Annotated in this window: 20 protein-coding genes and 1 pseudogene; 20 read left to right on the top strand and 1 reads right to left on the bottom strand. The window is 40.6% G+C overall.

The window, feature by feature from the left end; all coding sequences use genetic code 11:
* Nucleotides 1-102: 102 nt before the first annotated feature.
* From G3352_RS11850 to G3352_RS11940, 19 genes are all read left to right on the top strand, one after another.
* Complete coding sequence (locus G3352_RS11850) at nt 103-2,139, top strand: B12-binding domain-containing radical SAM protein (RefSeq protein ID WP_163756649.1); 2,037 nt, start codon at nt 103-105, stop codon at nt 2,137-2,139.
* A 718-nt stretch (nt 2,140-2,857) separates the two neighbouring features.
* Nucleotides 2,858-4,111, top strand: a complete 1,254-nt coding sequence (gene thrC / locus G3352_RS11855; RefSeq protein WP_163756651.1) for a threonine synthase — start codon at nt 2,858-2,860, stop codon at nt 4,109-4,111.
* A 39-nt stretch (nt 4,112-4,150) separates the two neighbouring features.
* Nucleotides 4,151-4,654, top strand: a complete 504-nt coding sequence (locus tag G3352_RS11860; RefSeq protein ID WP_163756653.1) for a hypothetical protein — start codon at nt 4,151-4,153, stop codon at nt 4,652-4,654.
* 9 nt (nt 4,655-4,663) lie between these two features.
* A complete protein-coding gene (locus G3352_RS11865; RefSeq protein ID WP_163756654.1) occupies nt 4,664-5,215 on the top strand; it encodes a thiamine pyrophosphate-dependent enzyme in 552 nt (183 codons plus the stop codon).
* A 47-nt stretch (nt 5,216-5,262) separates the two neighbouring features.
* Entirely contained in the window at nt 5,263-6,273 is a 1,011-nt protein-coding gene (locus G3352_RS11870; protein WP_163756656.1) for a beta/alpha barrel domain-containing protein, read from the top strand.
* A gap of 11 nt (nt 6,274-6,284) precedes the next feature.
* Nucleotides 6,285-7,187, top strand: coding sequence for a phosphoenolpyruvate mutase (gene aepX / locus G3352_RS11875; protein WP_090808280.1), 903 nt, complete (start codon nt 6,285-6,287; stop codon nt 7,185-7,187).
* Between the two features lie 20 nt (nt 7,188-7,207).
* On the top strand, nt 7,208-8,047 hold the full coding sequence (locus tag G3352_RS11880; RefSeq protein ID WP_163756658.1) for a phytanoyl-CoA dioxygenase family protein: 840 nt from the start codon (nt 7,208-7,210) through the stop codon (nt 8,045-8,047).
* Nucleotides 8,048-8,118: 71 nt separating this feature from the next.
* The gene (locus G3352_RS11885; RefSeq protein WP_163756660.1) at nt 8,119-9,159 is read left to right on the top strand and encodes a phosphoenolpyruvate carboxykinase (ATP); all 1,041 of its coding nucleotides are present in this window, start codon (nt 8,119-8,121) and stop codon (nt 9,157-9,159) included.
* 1 nt (nt 9,160) lies between these two features.
* Nucleotides 9,161-10,303: a nucleotidyltransferase domain-containing protein gene (locus G3352_RS11890; protein ID WP_163756662.1), complete on the top strand. Its 1,143-nt coding sequence runs from the start codon at nt 9,161-9,163 to the stop codon at nt 10,301-10,303.
* A gap of 15 nt (nt 10,304-10,318) precedes the next feature.
* Nucleotides 10,319-10,558: a hypothetical protein gene (locus G3352_RS11895; protein WP_163756664.1), complete on the top strand. Its 240-nt coding sequence runs from the start codon at nt 10,319-10,321 to the stop codon at nt 10,556-10,558.
* A gap of 23 nt (nt 10,559-10,581) precedes the next feature.
* Nucleotides 10,582-10,989 (top strand): YjbQ family protein, encoded by a 408-nt coding sequence (locus G3352_RS11900; RefSeq protein ID WP_163756666.1) that lies wholly within the window; start codon nt 10,582-10,584, stop codon nt 10,987-10,989.
* A gap of 16 nt (nt 10,990-11,005) precedes the next feature.
* Entirely contained in the window at nt 11,006-12,154 is a 1,149-nt protein-coding gene (locus G3352_RS11905; protein ID WP_240343032.1) for a pyridoxal-phosphate-dependent aminotransferase family protein, read from the top strand.
* Entirely contained in the window at nt 12,147-12,416 is a 270-nt protein-coding gene (locus G3352_RS11910) for a glutaredoxin family protein (protein ID WP_163756668.1), read from the top strand. Before G3352_RS11905 ends, G3352_RS11910 begins: the two co-directional genes overlap by 8 nt.
* The gene (locus tag G3352_RS11915; protein WP_163756670.1) at nt 12,413-13,084 is read left to right on the top strand and encodes a metallophosphoesterase family protein; all 672 of its coding nucleotides are present in this window, start codon (nt 12,413-12,415) and stop codon (nt 13,082-13,084) included. The genes G3352_RS11910 and G3352_RS11915 overlap by 4 nt, the downstream gene beginning before the upstream one ends.
* A 16-nt stretch (nt 13,085-13,100) precedes the next feature.
* Complete coding sequence (locus tag G3352_RS11920) at nt 13,101-14,330, top strand: ATP-grasp domain-containing protein (protein WP_163756672.1); 1,230 nt, start codon at nt 13,101-13,103, stop codon at nt 14,328-14,330.
* Between the two features lie 10 nt (nt 14,331-14,340).
* Nucleotides 14,341-16,632, top strand: coding sequence for a hypothetical protein (locus tag G3352_RS11925; protein WP_163756674.1), 2,292 nt, complete (start codon nt 14,341-14,343; stop codon nt 16,630-16,632).
* Nucleotides 16,633-16,726: 94 nt separating this feature from the next.
* The gene (locus G3352_RS11930) at nt 16,727-17,956 is read left to right on the top strand and encodes an ATP-grasp domain-containing protein (protein ID WP_163756676.1); all 1,230 of its coding nucleotides are present in this window, start codon (nt 16,727-16,729) and stop codon (nt 17,954-17,956) included.
* On the top strand, nt 17,949-19,202 hold the full coding sequence (locus G3352_RS11935; RefSeq protein WP_163756678.1) for an MFS transporter: 1,254 nt from the start codon (nt 17,949-17,951) through the stop codon (nt 19,200-19,202). The genes G3352_RS11930 and G3352_RS11935 overlap by 8 nt, the downstream gene beginning before the upstream one ends.
* A 127-nt stretch (nt 19,203-19,329) precedes the next feature.
* Complete coding sequence (locus G3352_RS11940) at nt 19,330-20,472, top strand: aminoacyl--tRNA ligase-related protein (protein WP_163756680.1); 1,143 nt, start codon at nt 19,330-19,332, stop codon at nt 20,470-20,472.
* Between the two features lie 144 nt (nt 20,473-20,616).
* On the opposite strand, the pseudogene G3352_RS11945 reads toward G3352_RS11940, so the two are convergent.
* A pseudogene (locus tag G3352_RS11945) lies at nt 20,617-20,766 on the bottom strand (ABC transporter ATP-binding protein); the annotation flags it as partial.
* A gap of 2 nt (nt 20,767-20,768) precedes the next feature.
* Between G3352_RS11945 and G3352_RS11950 the strand changes: the two are divergent.
* A complete protein-coding gene (locus G3352_RS11950; RefSeq protein ID WP_163756682.1) occupies nt 20,769-21,299 on the top strand; it encodes a P-loop nucleotide/nucleoside kinase family protein in 531 nt (176 codons plus the stop codon).
* Nucleotides 21,300-21,410 lie beyond the last annotated feature (111 nt).

Below are 21,410 nucleotides of genomic sequence, written 5' to 3' on the forward strand. Positions count from 1 at the left end.
AAAGAGGTTTGTATGAACAGCATCCGGGGCCGGATGGATGGCTGCGCAGCTTTCCTTTTACCAAAAAATATAGTCTGGTGGTCCAGACAAAGGTTGTGAACCATGAAAGTTATTCTCTCTACATTAAATGCAAAGTACATCCATACCTCTTTGGCCTTGCGGTGTCTGAAGGCGTACAGTGAGAAGGATTTTGATATTGAGTTGGCCGAGTACACGATCAAGGACCCGGTCATGAATATCGTGTCCGATCTGTACCAGCGCGGCGCTGACATGATCGGGTTCTCGTGTTACATCTGGAACATTGAAGAGACGATCAAGGTCATTGATATTTTGAAAAAGGTTATGCCTGAGGTCAAAATTCTGTTGGGCGGGCCGGAAGTGTCCTACGACACGGAATATTGGATGAACCGCATTCCCAATGTCGATTTCATCGTGATGGGTGAAGGGGAAGAGACGCTGCATCAGCTTTTGACGGAGCTGGAGGGGGACAAGAAGTTCCACTTCGTATACGGACTGGCGTATCGCAAAGGGGAAGAAGTCATTCTCATGCCAGGACGGCCAAAAGCGGATCTGAATGATCTGCCGTCACCGCACCGATTTGAAGAGGATATCCCGGAGCTTGGGAAACGGGTTGTTTATTTTGAAACCAGTCGGGGCTGTCCGTTTAGTTGTCAGTTCTGTCTCTCCAGTATTGAGGTCGGCGTGCGATATTACGATATTGAGCGGACAAAGTCGGACATTCTGTACCTGATCGAGAAGGGCGCGAAGCTGATCAAGTTTGTGGACCGGACATTTAACATCAAGCGGGATTACGCGCTTGAAATGTTCAAATTCCTGATCGAGAATCATCAGGGGACGGTGTTCCAGTTTGAAATTACGGCTGATATTATGCGTCCCGAGGTACTGGACTATCTGGCAGAGAATGCGCCGCCGGGCACATTCCGGTTCGAGATTGGGGTTCAGTCTACCAATGATCCGACCAATGAACTGGTAAAACGCCGCCAGAACTTCTCGAAGCTGAGTCGTACCGTGAACAAGGTCAAAGCCAGCGGCAAAATCGACCAGCATCTGGATCTCATCGCCGGATTGCCGGAAGAAGATTACAATACATTCCGCAAAACGTTTAACGATGTGTTTGCACTGGGGCCGGAAGAGCTTCAGCTCGGATTCCTTAAAATGCTTCGTGGTACGGGTCTGCGTCTGGATGCGGAGAAGTACAACTACACGTACATGGATCACGCGCCGTATGAAATTCTGGGCAGTGACGTATTGCCGTTCAGTGACATCGTGCGCTTGAAGCGGCTGGAGGATGTGCTGGAGAAATACTGGAATGCCCACCGGATGGACCATACGCTGAAGTATCTGATGGAGCAGGAGTTCGATTCGCCATTTGACTTCTTCCAGGCGTTCGGGGATTACTGGGAGGGTCAGGGCTGGCAGAAGATCGGTCACCAGCTGGAGGATCTGTTCACCCGTCTGCACAGCTTCCTGGAGTCGCGCAACACACCGCACATGGACGTTGTGCTTGGCCTGATGAAGCTCGATTATTTCCTCGGTCACAAGTACAAACCACGCAAAATCTGGTGGGAAGATCCGCTCCAGAAAGACCAGTGGGCGGGTTATATGAAAACGTTGGCTGAACGTCCGGAAGACGTTCGCCTGCCACGCGTTGCCGGTGCCGCAGGCACGGCATGGCTGGAAAGCAGCGGCACAAGTGCAAGTGCCGCTTCGGGAAGTTCGGCTGCTGCCGGGGAAGACGCTGCCGCAGATGCGGCGGGTGTGATAGGCAGCAACGGTGCAGCGTCGCTCCCTGCGGGCGACGCAACAGGGTCCGCCGCGGATGGAGCGGCGGACGGGGTGGACGGCAACGCTTCGCGTGCGTTGCCGATGACCTCGGCCATGACCGCACAGACGGTCATGGGTGCCCGTGCTTTCGCCGACCTTAGTCTCGGCGAAAAGGAACTGCAGAAGCACACCGTATTGGATGTGCTTCCGTTCCGGCTTGAGCGTGTGCTTGCTGGCGCCAGCCCGCTTGCCGCGAAAGGCCGGACGCTGCTGGTCGTCGTATACCAGCAGCATGAAGGGCAGCAGGCGCAGTATTACACGCTGCCGCTGGGAGAAGAAGCCGCTGCTATGTAGGTGCAGCGGCTTGAGATGAGCACCGCGAGTATTGACGCGGTGCAACCTCATGAGATGCTGCACCCATTGGGCGCCGCATCTCACCCTTACGCGGCTTGCTATTGCACAAGCCGCCCCCCGCTCTGCCTTTTACCAAATCTATATGTTCCAAAAGTATCGGAAGGTCGTCTAATTCCCCATCTGGGAAGAAGAAGGCCTTTCTTTTTTGTTTTGGAGATGCCTCTAACCGAGTAACGATGGCCCCATTTCCGTCTGACATGACCCGATATGGATCATACGTCCGCCGCTCTGCGGCTCGTTAATAGCTTGTCTTCCTTTTACCAGTTGGTCTGTTTATGGCCGGCTTTCCTCCTTGTACAACGGTTCTTTTTTTTATTTGATTCAACTTATACTGTTGTTCTGAAGTAGTTTATCCCCCATACTTTACACTCAAAATTTGTCATTATATAGAATATTATGTGGTAAAAAACTAACTTTTTCTTTTGGATTTAAAAATATGCAAAAAGTGCTTTTCAAGAGTAACGTCTTAGTGTAACATAGTGGAAAATAAAACCTTTTTTTGGATAATAAACAAGAATTAAGTCTAAACGACGAAGTTTAGGCAATTGAACGGAAACTATCATTTTGTTGTAAAACCATCTTTAAATAACCTACCAGGACTATATGAAGTCAGAATAAGAGGGGGATAGGATAGACCCAGGAAGTCTATCGATAAAACATGAAATATATCTGTATAAATTGTGAGACGGAGTATAGCGAATTCCGTTATACATGTACCTGCAATGGGATGCTGGATATTCAACAAGACTTTAGTGCAGTCGATACGGACGAACTAAAGCATCTTTTTCATCAACGTTTGTCTGACCGCCGGTCCATATATGCTAGTGGAGTATGGAGATATAAGGAGCTTATTTTTCCGGATGTGGAAGAAGAGATGGTTGTTTCGAAATATGAAGGGAATACAGGGTTGTACAGTCCGGAAACCGTGGAGCGATATGTGGGGGCAAGATCAGTATGGTTAAAAGCGCAAAGTGAAAACCCAAGTGGTTCCTTCAAAGATAATGGCATGACCGTTGCGGTTACACATGGTAAATCCATGGGATACAGCAGATTCACTTGTACCTCCACAGGAAATACATCCTCTTCATTAGCGATGTATGCAGCAATCGCACAAAAAAAGTCCTATGTTTTTGTGCCTAATAAAAATATTTCTTTAAATAAAGTACTGCAGACCTTGGCGTATGGTGCGAATATTTTCTCCTTCGAAGGTACTTATGATAACGGAATTAAATTTTTAGAAGAACATAGTGAATCACTGGGCCTATATATTTGTAATTCGATTAACCCATTTCGGATTGAAGGTCAGAAAAGCATTGTGTATGAACTTGCACAAGACCTGAATTGGGAACTGCCAGATTGGATTGTGGTGCCAGGTGGAGCTCTGAGTAATGTATCGGCTTTAGGAAAAGGTCTTTCCGATCTGTTCGCTTTGGGTTTTATTGATAAATTGCCTAGAGTTGCTGTGATTCAGGCAGAAGGGGCCAGCCCGTTCTATAAGATGATCTCTGCACAAAAACAAGTGCTTGAACCTGAGCCAAACCCATACACCTTAGCTTCAGCCCTTAATATTGGTGACCCACCAAGTTGGCGCAAAGCGATGCGTACGCTCGAGGAAACCAACGGTGTAGCCATGTCTGTCACGGATGAGGAAATTTTAAATGCGAAGGCCGTGGTAGATGCTTCTGGAATCGGTTGTGAACCTGCTTCAGCAGCAACGGTAGCCGGTGTCAAAAAGTTAATACAAGCGAAGATAATCGATAAGGACGAAACGGTTGCATGCATCTTGACAGGCCATATTTTGAAGGACACAGACGCGCTTCGTATGTATCACATCGAAAAGGACCACCCCTATTCCAATAAAATTATTTCATCTTCTCTTTCTATGGATAGCATTATTGAGAAAGTAAGATAACGGTTTATACAAACTAACGTAGAGATGGAGATATTGTGAATGAGTAATGAAGCGTTAAGCATCACAAATGAATTATATGAACAAGGCTACAATGCGTATACTGGAGTGCCATGTTCATTATTAAAGGGACTATTCAGGATTTTAGAAGATAAGGAGTATGTTGAAAAGAAAGAGATTGTCTATATGCCCGCAATTCGGGAGGATTCTGCATTAGGTGTTGCCGTAGGTATGCATTTAGGAGGCAGGAAATGTGCCATTTTAATGCAAAATTCAGGTCTGGGCTATTCCATGAATGTCCTGACCTCATTATATTCAATCTATCAAATTCCAGCTTTGCTAATTATCAGTTGGAGAGGGGCTTTTGAGAATGATGCAGTCGAACATGATCTCATTGGCGAGCGGCTTCTTCATGTACTAGATGCTATTAAAATACCTTATGTGGAATTTGACAAAGAACATAGTGCAGCTTCTGTTAAAGCTTGTACTGAGCTTATTGAAAAGAATAGCATGCCGGTTGCTTTGTTGATTAAAGAGGCGATTTAAGGAGGCCATATGAGGAAAATAGAAGTTATAGAAAAATTGATTGCAGATTATCCGGATGCTCATATTATTTCAACTTGTGGATACATTACGCGAGATTTGTATAATGCCAGTGATAGGCCGGAACACTTTTATATGGTTGGTTCAATGGGAATGGCGGCACCTATTGCCTTGGGATTGGCCAAAACGAATCCTCAAAACACATTTATTGTTCTGGATGGAGACGGTTCGTTTGTAATGAATTTTGGTATTACGCTTATGATTGCCGAGCACAAACCCTCCAATCTTATCCATATTGTTTTGGATAACGAAATGCATGAAAGTACAGGGGGACAACACACTGTTCCCATCTCAAACTCAAAAGAAATTATGGAAAATATAGGGTATAACAAGGTGCATGTTATTGATTCTTTAGATCAATTCCCGGAGAAAGTGGAAGAAGGCCCCGTTATGATTCACTGCAAGGTAGAAGCTAATTCAGGGAACATTGGAAAACGTGTAGAGTGGACACCACAAGAAATTGTAAAACGCTTTACGTCTACCTTGGCTGTGAGTGTCTCTTGATTTGTACCTGTGAAACGGAGGTTTAAACCATTAGCCCAATATCGTTGTTGGATTGCACATTGAGAGATGGCGGAAATCTTAACATGTGGAAGTTTACACCTGAAGAGATTAAACTACTGATCCATCAATTGGATCATGCAGGCGTTGAGATTATAGAAATTGGATATCGCGGTGGATCTGGGAGCAATCGATCCACTCAGGTTGGAAGCGTTGCCAAATGTGATGCTGAATTGATTCTCTCCCTTCCACAACAACTCAGGTATTCACAGTATGCTGTCATGGTAATCCCTGAAGTCTGTGAACTTCGTCAACTTGAAGACTTGCGAGACTCATGTGTGACTTGGATTCGTATTGCTGCATACCCCCAACATGTGCAAAATGCATTAACCTATGTCTCTGTACTGAAAGACTGGGGATTTAAAGTTTGTTTTAACTTGATGTCAGCGAGTTATATTGGTGATGGTGAATTAGCCATGATTGCCCAAGAGGCCGAACACGCAGGCGCTGACGTCTTTTATTTTGCAGATTCTTACGGTGCTTTTCATCCTGACGATATTACAACCATTGTAAACACATTAAAGAATAAGACAGAGATACCGCTTGGGTTTCATGGACATAACAATCTTGGGTTGTCTTTTGCTAATACGCTGAGAGCTTTGGATTTAGGGGTGTCTTATATTGACACATCCATATGCGGAATGGCTAGAGGAGCAGGTAATCTGGCTACGGAGCAATTCGCAGCGGTCATGAATAAGTGGAAGCGGTATGAAGTGGAATATGATTTAACGCCTATATTACAGCTTTCCGAGTATTTCCTTGAGAAGGTATTAACGGTGCCGATGAAAATTGCCCAGCCGGAAATAATCTGTGGACTAAATAACTTACATTACTATTACTATCAGCATATTGATCGTGTCAGCAAAACGAATGGTATTGATCCCATGTACCTTGGCTACCGAATTGGTCAGCTGATGCCGCATGGAGTCGACGCGGATATCGTGGAAAAGATAGGAGAAATAATTCAGTTGGAACAAGGAAGTACCATTCCCAAAAAGTGAGGAGATTTATTGTGAAAGCACAAAAACTCAGAAGTTTGTTTGCTGGTGATCGAATTATCCAAATCGTTGGAGCGCATGATGGATTAAGTGCAAAGCTGGTAGAGGAAGCGGGTTTTGACGGAATATGGGCAAGTGGTCTGGAAATTTCGGCAGTAAATGCTGTGCCAGATGCGAATATCCTCACGATGACGCAATATTTACAAGCCGCTGCTTCAATGGATGCTGTAACCAACATTCCGGTGATCGCAGATTGTGATTCGGGTTATGGAAATGTAAATAATGTGATGCATTTGGTACGTGAATACGAACGTAATGGTATTGCTGCTGTCTGCATGGAAGATAAATTGTTTCCTAAGTTAAATAGTTTTGCTGGCGGAGAACAAAAGCTCGCTACCATTGAAGAGTTTTCAGGGAAAATACGAGCTGCTAAGGATACACAGCGCAACCCTGATTTTATGGTAATTGCCCGAATTGAAGCACTCATTGCGGGTGCTGGAATGGATGAAGCTGTAGCAAGAGCGGAGGCTTATGAAGAATCAGGAGCAGACGCTATATTAATTCATTCTAAGAAAAATGATCCGTCTGAAATTTTACATTTTTTAAGTCTCTATTCCAATAGATTACCCATCATCCTGGTACCCACAACCTATCCTCAGATTAGTGCCTCAGAACTGCAAGAGTTTGGAGTAAAAATGGTTATTTATGCAAATCATGGACTCAGAACTTCCATCCACGCGATCAGACAAACATTCCAGCAAATCAAATTAGCAGGGAACACCTTACAGATCGAAGATAAAATCGCATCGGTTCAAGATGTTTTTAAATTGCAAGGACTTCAGGAAATGCTTGATGCCGAAGACTATTATACAGAACAAAGATATAAAAAGGTGGAAGTGCCGGTTATAAGTAAATAACGATAAAGGAGCTGTTTGCCTTGTTAACCATTGATCAGCTGCAATCCTATCATAAGGATGGATTCATTTTATTAAAGAATGTAATATCAGCCGAGGATTTAGAAAGGTTGAGATCGGCTATAGAGTTGGTTTATCAAAAAGTTAACAGTGATCCTTTACAGTTCAAGACCAGGTATACCCAAAAGGATGAGGACTATGATACATGGGGCGTTGCAGACATCTTATCTCCGGAACTTCGCCATCCTTCTTTTGACGAGTTGTTAGCTAATCCGAAAATTATGTCTCCTATATCTCAAATCATTGGTGATCAACTTCGATTTTGGACAATGCATTCTTTCTGGGCTCCTCAAAAAGTGGATTACAATCTTGTTTGGCACCGTGATCAGCAAGATCCCTATGATTTTGATCAACAGGGACAAACTACGTTTCTGTTAGCTAATCTTTCTTTATATGAAGATGAAGCTTTTAAAGCAGTTCCTGGTACGCATATCAGAGCATTGAATGAACAAGAACTGCAAGCAATTTTAAACAGAGAATCGGACCCCCTCCCTAATGAAGTCACACTGTATTGTGAACCTGGTGATCTTGTACTATTTAACGCTTTAATTCTTCACCGTGGATCTACTAAAGCGGGTAGTGAAAGACGAACTGTCCATTTTAGCTTGCAAGCTAAGGACGAAACGAAGGGCGGATATACGTCACGTCCTTGGATGAAGGATGAAGCATATAGAGAAAGTCTTCACCCTGTAACCCAAGAACTCATTACTTCCTTAATTGAATGGGAGGATGCGAATCCTATAAAGAAATCTTTGGCCGGAATGCGAAGAGCCTATAGGGACCATAATCACATTACTAAGTAATTTCTAAATATCGAATAGAGGTGTTTGAAATCAAAACGATTACACTTCATTTTCTGAATTCAAATGTTGTTATGTTGGTTGAAGATGGAGTTCAAATAGACAGGGTAATTGACTTCTTCAGCACACATTTTGTTATCCATGAACCACTGGATGATACTTCTTCATGTATAGCGACCATTCGTATACAAAAGGGAGAAGCAGATCTTGCAAATTATGCTGATAATCAGGGTTGGGAATCTGTATATATTCGAAAAAGTGCATCTGCATTTTTTACGATTCCGGCTGTACGTCAGCAAATTGGAGAAAAAGAACATTTATTCTGCAAGCATACAAATACGCTCTTAACGTTTGATGCTTCTAATAAATCCATTGACATTACAAGTGGCGACATAACGTCTGAAGCATTTAATTTGATTTTAATTGAGCTGATTAGAGATGTCGTGATTAAGAATGAAGAAAACGAAGGAACCGTAATTCTTCATGCTTCATGTGCTTTCCGTAATGGTTTAGCCTACTTGATTACAGGGCCTAAAGGCTCTGGGAAAACAACGACAATCATGGAGTTGGTACATCGGTTCGGCTATCAATTAATGAGCGGAGACAAAACGTTTCTATTTGAAGAAAATGGTGTTCTGATGGCCAGTGGTTGGCCAGACTACCCTCATATCGGCATAGGAACACTTACCAAATACCCGGAAGTGATCAAGAAAGTAAATATGAACATTAATGCGGAAGAAATTAAGGATATTTGGTCACCTAAACATAAGGTAGCCGTTGATCCTCAATTATTCAGAGAATTAATGCCATCATCTGAACCAGGAGTACAATGCCCGGTGGCGTATATTTTTTATCCAACCGTCTCATCTTCTCCCGATTGCTTCATTGAATCGTTATCCGATCATCAAGATAGAATAGGAGAAAATATTGAAACGATACCAGAGAACAGCGACAGTTGCTGGAATCATTATATAAAAGTTAATCGTGACAAGCTTCAATTATCTGTTAGCAAAATTACAGAAATGTTAGAGCAAGTGCAAGCACTCCGAATCATCGGTTCAGGGGTACTGCCGGAGCATGAGAGTATTTCATTACCACTTCATTCAGGAGGATAAAATGAACGAAAATATACAGCTTCAAAATCATGAAAGGCTTCTACTGCTCTGCTCACGTATTGAGATGACAGTAGAAAACGAAGAAGAAGCTAAAGGAATTATTGATAAGGGATTTGATATCGATAAATTGGTTTCTTTGGCGAACCGTCATAAGGTGCTGCAGCTGATCGGTGGTCACTTACTTCGATTGGATCAAACAGGAAAAATTAAAAACATGTATAAGCGATTATTCAATTCCTACTATATCAGTAATAAACATCGTAATGAACTGATGTTTGCCGAAGGCTTGCAAGTCTTACAGGCATTTGATCAACAATCGATTAAAGCGATCCCTCTCAAAGGCTTTGTGCTTCTTCCAAAAGTATATAAAGATATGGGGCTTCGAATTTGTAATGATTTGGACTTCTTGATTGATTTATCGGATCGAAACAAAGTTTCTCAGGTGCTTAAATCACTTGGGTATGTGATTGGTGATTATGATTGGTCCAGTAACACGATAAACCAAGTATCGAGACAAGAGGAAATGCTTTGGAAAATGCATATTGGCAACATTTATCCGCATGTAAAACTTTCTAAGGATCCGATCGTAAGGCATATCGATATCGATTTTTCTTACGATGTTGATCTAAAGAAAAATTATCAAGCATCAAAAGAATTACTAGAGAACGCAGTACAAACTAATTTAGAAGGTACACCTGCTTTTTTACTTGAAGAAATGGATTTTTTGATTCATATCGCCATCCATTTATATAAAGAAGCAACCAACGTTCAATGGGTATTACTGCATGCCGATTTAAATCTGATCAAATTTTGTGATTTGCGAGAATGTACGCTGAACCTGTTGGAGAGCGGTCGATTGGATTGGAATTTACTCGCAAAACGAGCGAAGGACTTGCTTGCAACCGAAGCGTTGTTCTACTCTTTTTACTATTTGGATTACTTGTATGATGAACATTATTCAGACGAACTCCAACCGATTTTAAATATTAGAGATGAAACATTCCTGGAAAAGTACGGAGAGCTGGATTATGGCAGCGCCGTGAAATGGAAGAAATCATTTGTCGAGCGCTTCTTCTCCCTTTCGAATGCGGATGAATTAGAAGGAACTTCAAGACTGGAACAATTTAAAGAAAAAATGACATGAAAAGTAGGTGGAATTATGGATAATGAGTTGAAGCAAAAAGTAATCGATATTGTCATGACAGTGACAAAACTCGAAAAAACACCTGCGGAGCAAGAAATTTTGCCGATTGACTCCTTTGCATCCGTAGCCATTATTGTTAAATTGGAGGATGATTTTAGCATAATGTTTGAAGACAAGGATCTGGTTCTTGACAACTTTTTATCAATCGGCTCCATTGTCAACATGGTGACTGAAAAGAAATCATTAGTTAGCTAAATTTACGAACGTAGGAGCGCGCGATGTTAAAAGAAATAAAAATATCTTCGAAAGGCTCTGATCATTCTTATGATATTACAGAGCAAATTGAATGCTGCCTGGGAGAGATGGAAAAAGGCAGTGGGATCGTACATGTATGTGCAGTGGGAAGTACGATCGGCTTAACCGTCATGCGTTATGAACCCGGTGCGGTTCAAGATCTGTTACAGATGTTAAATGAAATAGCCCCCCATGAAAAAAAATATGAATACCAACATTTTCGTACGACTGGTGATATGAACGGAAGTTCTCACATTAAGAGTTCCATTTTAGGAACAAGCCTTTCGCTTCCTGTGAGCAATTATAAATTAGCAATGTCTCCCACCCATCGTGTTGTGTTATTTGATTTTGATTTGCAGGAAGCAACCCGTACCCTTTTTATTGATTTATAGAGAGGAAAATATAACTATGAAACTTCGTATGGCAACTCCGGGACCGACGCAGGTTCCCAATGAAATTTTAATGGCTGGTGCAAAGGAAGTCATTCATCATCGTTCACCACAAATGCAGACATTGATTGAGGAAATTAATCAGGAGCTTCCCAAATGGTTTCGGACACAAAACGATGTTTACATCTTACTTTCATCAGGGACCGGGGCAATGGAGGCGGCAATTTCTAATAGCTTAAATATAGGTGACAAGGCAATCGTAGTGTCCAATGGGTATTTCGGTGAGCGATTTGTAGATATTTGCCGCATTCAGGGTGTCGAGGTGGTTGAGATCAGCACTCCATGGGGAACATCTGCCTCAATGGAATCCATTGAGGCAACGTACGAACTGCACCAGGATGCGAAAGCCATCTTAGTCGTCTATAGCGAGACTTCTACAGGAGTTAAGAACGATATCCAAAGTATTGGGCAGTATTTTAAGGATAAAGATACGCTCGTTATTGTGGATGCAATCAGTGGTTTGTTATCTCATGCGCTAGAGATGGATGAGTGGGGGCTGGATATCGTATTGGCAGCGTCACATAAAGGATTTATGATGCCACCAGGTCTCGCTTTTGTTAGTGTGTCCGCAAAAGCATGGAATGCCATAGATCGGGTGAAACCACGCAGTTATTATTTTTCTTTTGCACGTTATCGCAAATTTTATCCAATGGCTCCTTCAAGCCCAGGTGTATCCTTGCTTCAAGCTCTGCAGGTATCTTTACAATTATTAAATAATGAAGGTTACGATGCTTGTGTACGCAGACATCAAGGGATTGCTAAGGCGGCAGGAGCTGCACTTGAAGCATTAGGTTTTGAATTGTTCATTCAGGATCCGAAGGTAAGAAGTAATACGGTTACCGTTGCTAAAGCACCTGGTGGTATATCAGCAAAAAGGTTACTTCAAATCCTCAGTAACCAATTTGGGCTTACCGTAACAGGCGGACAAGGTGAATTAAAAGATACCGGTATTCGAATTGGTCATGTGGGTGCAGTTGATGTAATCGACATAATGGGTATTTACGGTGCTATTGAAATGAGTTTAAGCGAAATGGGCTATACCTTTGATCGAGGAAGTAGTCTGAAAGCCATTCAAAATTCATTAGCGGAGGAATCAGTCTATGTTTAAGTTATACCAAAGAGAAAAATGTCCCTATTGTAAGCCTGTGAGGGAACTGTTAACCGACCTGGGTGTTTCTTATATCAATATCAATGTTACGAAAGAAAGATCTGAAAGAACAGAACTAATTGAGCTTACGGGTGTGCCTTTTGTCCCGGCTCTGCATGATGGAGATCATATTCTTTCGGGCCGCTTAGAAGATAACGAGCATATTCTTGCCTACATTCAACAGCATTTTTCCAAAGTAGAACAGGACGTTAGTGCGAAATGAAGATTGCTTTAATTGGCGATATTCATAGTCGGTTTGCTCAAGCGGAACAAGTGGTAACCAAAATACGTACAGATCAAACTGAAGCGGAAATCATATGTATGGGTGATGTTTTTGAAGTGGAGAAAAAACCCGTATATTCAGCGGATGAAACTGCGATAGAACCGATGCCATTATCCGACTATGTTATGCATTCAACGCATTCATTTATCCATACACTTAATACGTTTCCAGGCGTTATCGGTAATCAGGAAGAAAAACTGATGAAGCTCATGCCTTCAACGCAAATACCTGAAAATATCGCTATCTTTTTAGGTTATCCAAGAGAAATTACCAAAGGGGATCTGCTCTTTATCCATGGTCATCAGCTGTCATGGGTAGAGAGGGACCCTGAGGTGTTCCATCCGTTAATTGAAAATGCAATGTTAACTTATCGGCTTTTTTTTTATGGTCATAATCATGATCAAAGATTATTTGGTGTCAATGATCTCAATGGAGAGATGCTTTATGAAGAAATTCCAATTCAGTTGGGGATTCCGATACCTTTGGACAAGTATGAAAAATACCTTATTAATGTTGGAGATATAAAGAGCACACCTTCAAAATGGGCGATTTATTGTAGCAATGCGGATACCATAACCTTTTATGAGTTATCCGCTGCCAAAGTATAGAGAGGAGTTTCTCATTGTGGCTATTTTAATAATCAATCGAAGAGATCATGCCATCACACCCTATGAAAGCTGGTTAAGCTCAACAAAACAAAAACTAGTGATGTTGTCTTCTTCCGAATACCAGTTAAGTTATAATCACGTTGTAAATAACTATGAACACATGGAATGGTTCGATCATTTCTCGGTCAATGGTAATGTAGAGAAGCGAGCTATTGCTTTACATAAAATATACAAGTTTACAGCCATCATTGCTATTTCTGAATCAGATCTGATTCGAGCAGCGGAATTACGTGACTATTTAGGCATTCCAGGCCAAACGATGGAGAGTGCTTTAGCATTTCGCAATAAAGTGATGATGAAAGACAAACTGAAACATACAGACATCCAACTGTCGCCTTATTGCAAGGTAACTTCGAGTATAGACTTGTTGAAGTTTGTTGCGGCTCATTCCTATCCAATCGTAGTGAAGAAAGTAGACGGGACAGGCTCCAAAGAAGTAGCGATCATTCATACAGAATCAGAACTGGAGCACAGATTAGAAGAAGGCTTCAAGGGAGAATGGATCGCAGAGAAATTTGTATCGGGACGAATTTATCACATTGATGGTGTTGCGATGAAGGGCGAGCTTTTATTTTGCTGGCCTTCTGTATACATTAATTCTTGTCTCGCTTATATGGATGCGAAACCATCGGGAAGTTATATTCTAGAAGCTGATAATCCACTTGTAACGCGGTTGAATGAAATGGTAAACCAGATTTTATCCTATATGCCATGTCCGGAGGTTATTGCATTCCACGCGGAGATTTTCCACACAGAGGATGATGAATTAATATTGTGCGAGATAGCCAGTCGTGTGGGTGGTTCCAAGATCGGTATAACATTAAAAACTGCCTTTAATATTGATTTAATGAAAACATGGGTTCAAATGCAATGTGGTATCCCGATATCCTGGGAATCCGTTGAGAGAGAGCCGCGGACGATCAGTGGTAATGTGCTTGTCCATCCAGGGAAAGGCACATTTTTGGCCCCCCCAGAAACGGAGTACCCGGATGAGATAGTCGATTTTGAGCTACTTGCATCCTCTAACCAACACTTTAACTATGGTCGTAATTGCAATGATTGTCTGGCTTCCTTTGTATTAATTGCCAATAGTGAACAAGATATAGAAGAACGATTATTGGCAGCAGTGGATTGGTTTCAAACGTCAATGAAATGGGACAATGGAGAAATCATTCAACATGCATAGTCCTTCAGTCATGCTTCGTTCATTGCCATCTAAAAATCAGCTGCGCTTTTTTGTTAAAGATCGGATTGGAACAGTGGGTTCACTAAAGATGGTGCCTGTTTTCGAAGAAAATCAAGAAAGCATCTTTGCTTTTCTGGAAAAGGAAGATTGTGCACATCTATTCTCGGATAGCCCATACGTACCCGTTGCTTCTGAGATCCATTGTACAGACTCCATTGAAGAATTGATTGCACAGCATAATGCTGCTCTGCCCTCTACCTGCCGCGAAGTTTGTCTGTGGGTAGAGAGTTCAACGTGGGGGGTGGAAGAATCCCTTTTTGCGTTATTATATGCTATTTATTTTAACAAGAAAGTGGTAAGCCTGAATAGCTTGGATGAGTTCACCCAAAATAAAGGGCTAAGTGTCAGAGACCACTATGACTCTTGGTTTTTTATTATGCCTTATTCACTCCTAGATGGAGAAAGTAATCTTAAACTAGCTCATTTTGCAAAGCCCATGGGATTTCTTCCTTTTACCGATTACACTACTTTAAGTTTGTATTTGTTGAAGCGTATCGTGCTGGAGGACAAGTTAAATAGCAGCATTCGGTTGAATTCTGTGCTGGCCAATCGGATTAAACTCCGAGAGGATGAGGCCATACAGGCCAACGCGGGTCAGATGGAAACCCATTACCTACCTCGAGATCATTGTTCCCTGGAAAGCACATCAGACTTAATGTTCCGACAAAGCAGGCTGATCGAGTTTAACTATATGTCACATTGTCGCGAATGTGCGATCGTAATGAATGATTATTTGTTTTGTAGTGTGCAGGCAGGTGAACCCGATAACGATAACAACACTGAAGAATGCAATAAATTTGCTCCACGTTGCCTGTTACACACAAACCAATGCTGTATTGAGAATCGCAAACGGCTTTCCATCAAGGACTTGTATGCCAAATTTCTGTTTTTGAATGGTTGCAACCTTGGTGACGGAGCACAGAGCTTTATTCCTTACCGTCATACGATAGTTAGAAACCTTATTGAAGGGCATGCACTAAGCGTCATTACAACACCAAGCATTAAAATCGGTGATGTTTCTGAGAATATTCTGGCCCATAATATATCGAAATACGGGTATACCGAAGGGTTCAAAACACAGTATATCAATGAATTCCTTAGGTATAGCGGTATTGAAAACAACTATTACTATCAAATTGGAGATCCAAGCTTGATGTATGGGGGGCTTAAAGTCAAGAAGACTCGTGTCTCCATGACTGATGCATCAAAGGTCGAAGTTACCCTGTCTGATATAGCTCAAGAAACATATGCTGAGGTTGATATTCAGGTGGAAGAATCGAGTTGGCATGGGCTGGATATTGCGAAAATATCCCTTATGGACTCTGATCATAGACAAATACCTTTACATCAGAAGAAACTTTACTTCGCTTTTATTAAAAGTGATGTTTCCAGAGTGAAGTTACTTTTGTTCTCAAACCAACCGTTTGAATGTGATGAGATTCATGTGGTAATAACCGTACGAAATCAAGTGGAAGAAGCCATGAAACGAATTGAAATCTATCAAGATAGTCTGGATTTTTTTAAGGAATGTGTTTCCATAGGCAGCAATTTAAAAGGGAAAATAGAGGATATTCATAACTATTGGAAATCAGTCCCTTATTTATATCGTCGATATCGTTATTGTTTACAGTCGAGAAACAAGTTGGAAAAGATTATGCACAAGTTGGAACGGAAATATTCGAATGTGAGTCAAGAAATATATAGTCAGATGGTTTCCTATACAAGCAGCAAAAGAGATATATTTTTTGAAAAGATAAGTGAAAAGCGTACAAATATCACTGCGCTTGCCTTTACTTCTACTTGTTATGATTGTGGTTATGCAAGTGCTAGATTTGAATCTTCGATTATGACAGGACCAGGGAAGTCAGTGAAACGAATAAGTTACAAATGTTTTCAGTGTGGATGCATTTCTGATTTTCCTGAGGCTGCATTGTCGATCAAAGGGAACCCATATCTCCGTTTTGGGAGAGAGGGTTTAGAGGCAAAATTGTATGAGATAAGTAATCAGCAAAATGTGCCTCTCGAAATAAACATTGCAGGGATTAGCATTGATAGCGAACTTATTGATGTGGAGATTGATCGGGACAAATTGGTAATTCAGCCAGGTGAAAGTTCATCCATATTTATTAAGTTGAAGCCAAGCTCGGAATTAAAGCAAGGTGTTTACTTGTTCTCTTTTTACATCTTGGTAAACAGCCAATTCTATTACTTGTCCAAAACATTTGGATATGAAGAAAAGTAATAAATACAATTAGTGAGCAGGCAGTCATTCCAATATAAGTGGCGTATTAGAATTCATATTGGATTGCAATTATTAGTGAAATGGAGTGGAGCTTGTGCGAACGGTTATCATAAATAGGTTTTCTCCGAATACAGTCAATTACGAAGAGTGGCTTAGTGGTATTAATAGTGAATTCATAATCTTTTCGAAGCATAAACATATTGAGCATTTTGGTGATTTCTTCGATGAGAAAATTGGTTATGAGAATGTCGATACTGATGAAAGAGTCTATTCCGAAATTGTCCAGCTTCATCAAACAAAGAAAATTGATTGGATCATTGCTGCTCACGAATTTGATTTATTGAAAGCTGGACAGCTTAGAGAATATCTAAATATTAAAGGGCAAACTGCCGAAAGTGCACTTGCCTTCAGGGATAAAGTTGTTATGAAAGAAAAGGTTTCCGAAGTAGCTAATGTACCTGCGTTCGTAAGAATAAATCATGTATTTGATTTAATAGAGTTCAAAAAGAAACATGGTCTTCCTATCGTGATCAAGCCGGTGGATAGCGCTGCTTCTGTAGGTGTAAAAATTGTCCGTGATGAAACCGATTTTGAACGTCTTCTAACTAACGGGCTTGATAAGAATCTAGAGGCTGAATGTTTTGTTGATGGAGACATGTATCATATCGATGGATTATACGAGAAAAATAAAATTTTATTGTATAGCCCTTCCCGCTATATCAATGGATGCCTGGCTTTTCAGGATAATAACTATTTGGGTTCCGTGATGTTGGATAAAGCAGACTTGCTCTATGAAAGACTTCAGCAAACATTGCTAACCGTATTAAATGCACTCCCCGTACCCGACCATCCTATTGCATTTCATGCAGAGTTTTTTCATACTGCTAATGGTCAAATATTATTATGTGAAGTCGCCTGTCGTGTGGGTGGAGGGGAAATTAATGACGGTGTAAAGTATGCGACCGGAATTGACATATTGCAAGAATCTATAAGATCCCAATGCGGTCAAACCATTAAATTAAACCAGACCTCGAATAGACTAACGGGTTGGATGTTGGTACCTCCTCAAAATGGGAAGTTGTTATCTGTTAATTCTAATCTGCCCTTTGAATGGGTACTAAAGTGCACCATAAAAGAAGAAAACATCGGAAAGTCATTTAATGGTGCCGAATCAAGCGTAGATGCCATTGCTTCATTATTAATATATGGAGATAGTCAGACAGAGATAGAAGATCGACTGCATATGTTGTATTTATGGTTCCAGGAAAACACTGTGTGGGAATATCGCACTGAACCCGTCATCATAGGACATACTCATGAGTGAATTTTTTCAATTGCATCGAAATGTAAGACTAAGGGTCATTATTATTTTTTTTAGTACCCTTACCTCCAACATGATCTTTCCTTTTATGTCTATCTATTTCGCCAGATTTATCGGAATTAGTGCAACAAGTATAATTCTCTCCATAGCCATTTTGTGTAACATGGCTGCAGGAATGTTGGGAGGATATTTCTCGGATCGAATAGGGCGTAAGAAATTGATGATTTTATCAGAGGGCTTACGTGTAATCACGTATCTCATGTTATTGTTATCAAACTTACCCGGTAACGCTTTTCCTTATATAACTATCGTTTTTTTTGTAATGAACAGCATATGTTCCGGATTATACGGTCCCGCCTCAGAAGCCATGCTCCTTGATGTGACTAATTCAGGACAGAGAAAATTAATGTACAGTATATTATATTGGGCAACCAACCTGTCCATAGCTTTGGGGGGCACGCTTGGAGCGCTATTATTCAATAACCATTTATTCTTATTATTCATGTTGTTATTATTTTCTTCCATCTGCTCGTTCATCATTACTTACAAATTTATTGTGGAAACAAACTTGCCCCAAGAGGAGCAAATCAAAAAGAGAAATGTATTTAAGGATCTATTTCTCAATTATCGGACTGTAATGAAAGATTCTCTGTTTATCCTTTTCATCCTGGCTAGTATGTTGTTATTTTCGATTGAAAGCCATTTGGCAAATTTTATAGCCATTCGCTTAGAAAGTAACATTCAGGATTTTGTACTGTCACCTTTACATTGGACGTTAGATGGAATACAGGTTTACGGTTATTTGAGAACAGAGAACACGATACTGGTCATTGTTCTGTCGATTATTTTCACGCAATTCATTAAAACGTGGCCTGAAAAAAGAACGATGTTTATAGGGTTTTCAATGTATATTTTTGGTTATGTCATTTTATCATACAGCAATCAAGCGTGGATTTTATTCGGAATAATGGTAATAGCGGTTCTGGGTGAAGTGCTTTTTGTGCCCATTTATGAATCCCTTTTAGGAGATCTTGCACCTGATCATTTGCGAGGTTCTTATTTGGCACTTAACAAAATTGCCACTAAAGGTGCTAGTTTGATTGGTGCAATAGGGGTTTATTTAGCACATGTTTTATCACCAATAGGGATTACCATTTTTGTTGGTTTATCTGGCGTGATAGCGATTCTAATGTTGTATACGATTATGCCGGCGATTTATGAGCGTCGTAAACAAATCAATGAAACATAGTCATTTATTGAATCAGGAGCGGGACTTCCCTAGATTGTTCTGAGAGTCCTGCCTGATTTTATTTTGATTCATTATGTTACGCTCTTCAATGCTTTATATAGTTCCAATCCGAAGGAGGTACTTAGTTATGTCTATACGGGTTCCGGTTACAGGGGTGCTAAATGAAAAACAAGCACACGCACTCACATTAAAATTGGCCTATAGTATGGAGGGAATATGTGCATGTACATACGACGAAATCAATAGAGAGATCATTGTTGAAAGTGAAAACGAATCCAATACGGAATATTTGCTTGGTATTATTCAAACAATGATCCTTGAAGAAAAAGAAATAAGAGCAATGGGATCTCGCTTGATTAAAACGCAAAATCAACAAAAGCAACAAAAGCAAACCTATCCTACCATTGATCAAACTGAAATAGCGAATTATTTCGATTTGAATGGAACAATGAAAAAAGAACTTGCAGTAGAACTGTATTCCATATTTGATTTGATTTTTCAAAACATCAGCCAAAACTACAACGCAAAAAACAGAAAATATTCCTCTCTTATCCCGCGTGAGGTAATGGATGTATGTAAATATGTAAATTACTTCCCTCAAAATGCATATTTTGTAGCTGAACTGCCTCATGACTATTACGTACTCAAACAAGTAAAAATTGAAAATGATATTGAAAATTTCGTTAGGTTGAATGAATTTATGCTTTCCCCTGCTGTATGTTTTCATTGTTACCAGGAGCTAAAGAATCAAGAGATAAAGGATTCGATCGTTTTTACGGCTGAAGGAAGCTGTTTTAGACACGAAGCAGCGTGGAGAGTTGGCCAACATCGAATGAACGAATTTTCAATGAGAGAAATTATTTATTTTGGACAACCAGAATTTGTTTGCCAAATACGTAATGATATTTTAGAGGAGATCTGGGATCTGTTCAATGAATTAGGTTTTTGCGGTAGGATTGAAACGGCGCACGACCCGTTTTATTTCCCTCAGGATTCCTCACGAGCACAACATCAGATGCTTGCAGATATGAAATACGAATTAGTTGTGGAGATTCCCAATTCAGATATTTCCTTTTCCATTGCCTCATTTAATAATGTCAAAGATACGCTATGTAGGGAATTTGAGATAACCTCCACAATAGATAAAAAATACCTGCATTCTGGTTGTGTAGCATTTGGTATTGATCGTTGGGTATACGCCTTAATGTCCACTTTTGGGCTGGATATTCAATGTTACCCACAAAAAATCCGTGAATATTACAGGAGATGATCAACAATATAAATTTTCATTAGCGCGCACAAAATGTTATAAAAGTGGTGGTAATGAAACCTGATTTAAAACTGAGTCACGGAATATTTCGTATCCCTAGAAGGGATGAGAGGGTCTTTAATTGTCCCACTCAGTGCTATTTTATCATTGAAGCTGATCTTTGTTTATTTTTCCATCTGCAATTTCGATGATGCGGTTGCATCTTTTGGCGACTTCCAAATCATGCGTTACGATAATGACGGTTTTTCCTTCCTGATGGAGCTGCTGCAAGAGATTCATGATCTCCTCTCCGGTTTATGTTTTTTTTACAGATGTCAGGATTCCCTGGTTCAGGAAAGTCGACATTAGCAAGACAGATTAGCCAAACAACTGGGGCTGTCATTGTTGATCATGACATTTCTAAAACAGCAATCTTAAAATCGCTATCATCACAAGGATACACGATGGAAGGTAAAGTAATAGGACAACTGTCCTATGATGTAGATTGGTCGTTGGTGGATTATTATTTATCGAATGGACATAGCGTGATCATGGATAGTCCTTGTTTGTACAGCAATTTATTAGAAACTGGGCTTGAATTAGCGAGAAAACACAAAAAGAAATATAAGTATGTGGAATGTTATGTCGAAGACATTGAATTAATTCGAAATCGATTAAAAAATCGAGAAAGACTTTTGAGTCAAATCGAAGCACCATCATCAGAAGAAGGTTTTTATAGAGCTTTAATAAACAGTAAAAAACCAGATGAAGAGAATTATATAGTGGTAGATTCATCGAAACCAATCGCAGAATACTTGTCAAAAGTCCTAGAATACATAAACGAATGAAAACAAAAGTAAAGACGATGAAAGCAGAATCAAGAAGGCAAGTCCATTGGATAACACAGTATCTACGTCGCCCTCGGAAATGTCTGGGCTGGAAAACCGCTCACGAATCTT

The sequence above is a fragment of the Paenibacillus sp. ALJ109b genome (assembly GCF_010747435.1).
In the GTDB taxonomy this organism is placed as follows: Bacteria; Bacillota; Bacilli; order Paenibacillales; family Paenibacillaceae; genus Paenibacillus; species Paenibacillus taichungensis.

Bases quoted from the DNA above. Each gene is read 5' to 3' on its own strand.
- G3352_RS11850 (WP_163756649.1), top strand. From the start codon at position 103: ATGAAAGTTATTCTCTCTACATTAAATGCAAAGTACATCCATACCTCT.
- thrC (WP_163756651.1), top strand. From the start codon at position 2,858: ATGAAATATATCTGTATAAATTGTGAGACGGAGTATAGCGAATTCCGT.
- G3352_RS11860 (WP_163756653.1), top strand. From the start codon at position 4,151: ATGAGTAATGAAGCGTTAAGCATCACAAATGAATTATATGAACAAGGC.
- G3352_RS11865 (WP_163756654.1), top strand. From the start codon at position 4,664: ATGAGGAAAATAGAAGTTATAGAAAAATTGATTGCAGATTATCCGGAT.
- G3352_RS11885 (WP_163756660.1), top strand. From the start codon at position 8,119: ATGTTGGTTGAAGATGGAGTTCAAATAGACAGGGTAATTGACTTCTTC.
- G3352_RS11890 (WP_163756662.1), top strand. From the start codon at position 9,161: ATGAACGAAAATATACAGCTTCAAAATCATGAAAGGCTTCTACTGCTC.
- G3352_RS11895 (WP_163756664.1), top strand. From the start codon at position 10,319: ATGGATAATGAGTTGAAGCAAAAAGTAATCGATATTGTCATGACAGTG.
- G3352_RS11900 (WP_163756666.1), top strand. From the start codon at position 10,582: ATGTTAAAAGAAATAAAAATATCTTCGAAAGGCTCTGATCATTCTTAT.
- G3352_RS11905 (WP_240343032.1), top strand. From the start codon at position 11,006: ATGAAACTTCGTATGGCAACTCCGGGACCGACGCAGGTTCCCAATGAA.
- G3352_RS11910 (WP_163756668.1), top strand. From the start codon at position 12,147: ATGTTTAAGTTATACCAAAGAGAAAAATGTCCCTATTGTAAGCCTGTG.
- G3352_RS11915 (WP_163756670.1), top strand. From the start codon at position 12,413: ATGAAGATTGCTTTAATTGGCGATATTCATAGTCGGTTTGCTCAAGCG.
- G3352_RS11925 (WP_163756674.1), top strand. From the start codon at position 14,341: ATGCTTCGTTCATTGCCATCTAAAAATCAGCTGCGCTTTTTTGTTAAA.
- G3352_RS11935 (WP_163756678.1), top strand. From the start codon at position 17,949: ATGAGTGAATTTTTTCAATTGCATCGAAATGTAAGACTAAGGGTCATT.
- G3352_RS11940 (WP_163756680.1), top strand. From the start codon at position 19,330: ATGTCTATACGGGTTCCGGTTACAGGGGTGCTAAATGAAAAACAAGCA.
- G3352_RS11950 (WP_163756682.1), top strand. From the start codon at position 20,769: ATGTTTTTTTTACAGATGTCAGGATTCCCTGGTTCAGGAAAGTCGACA.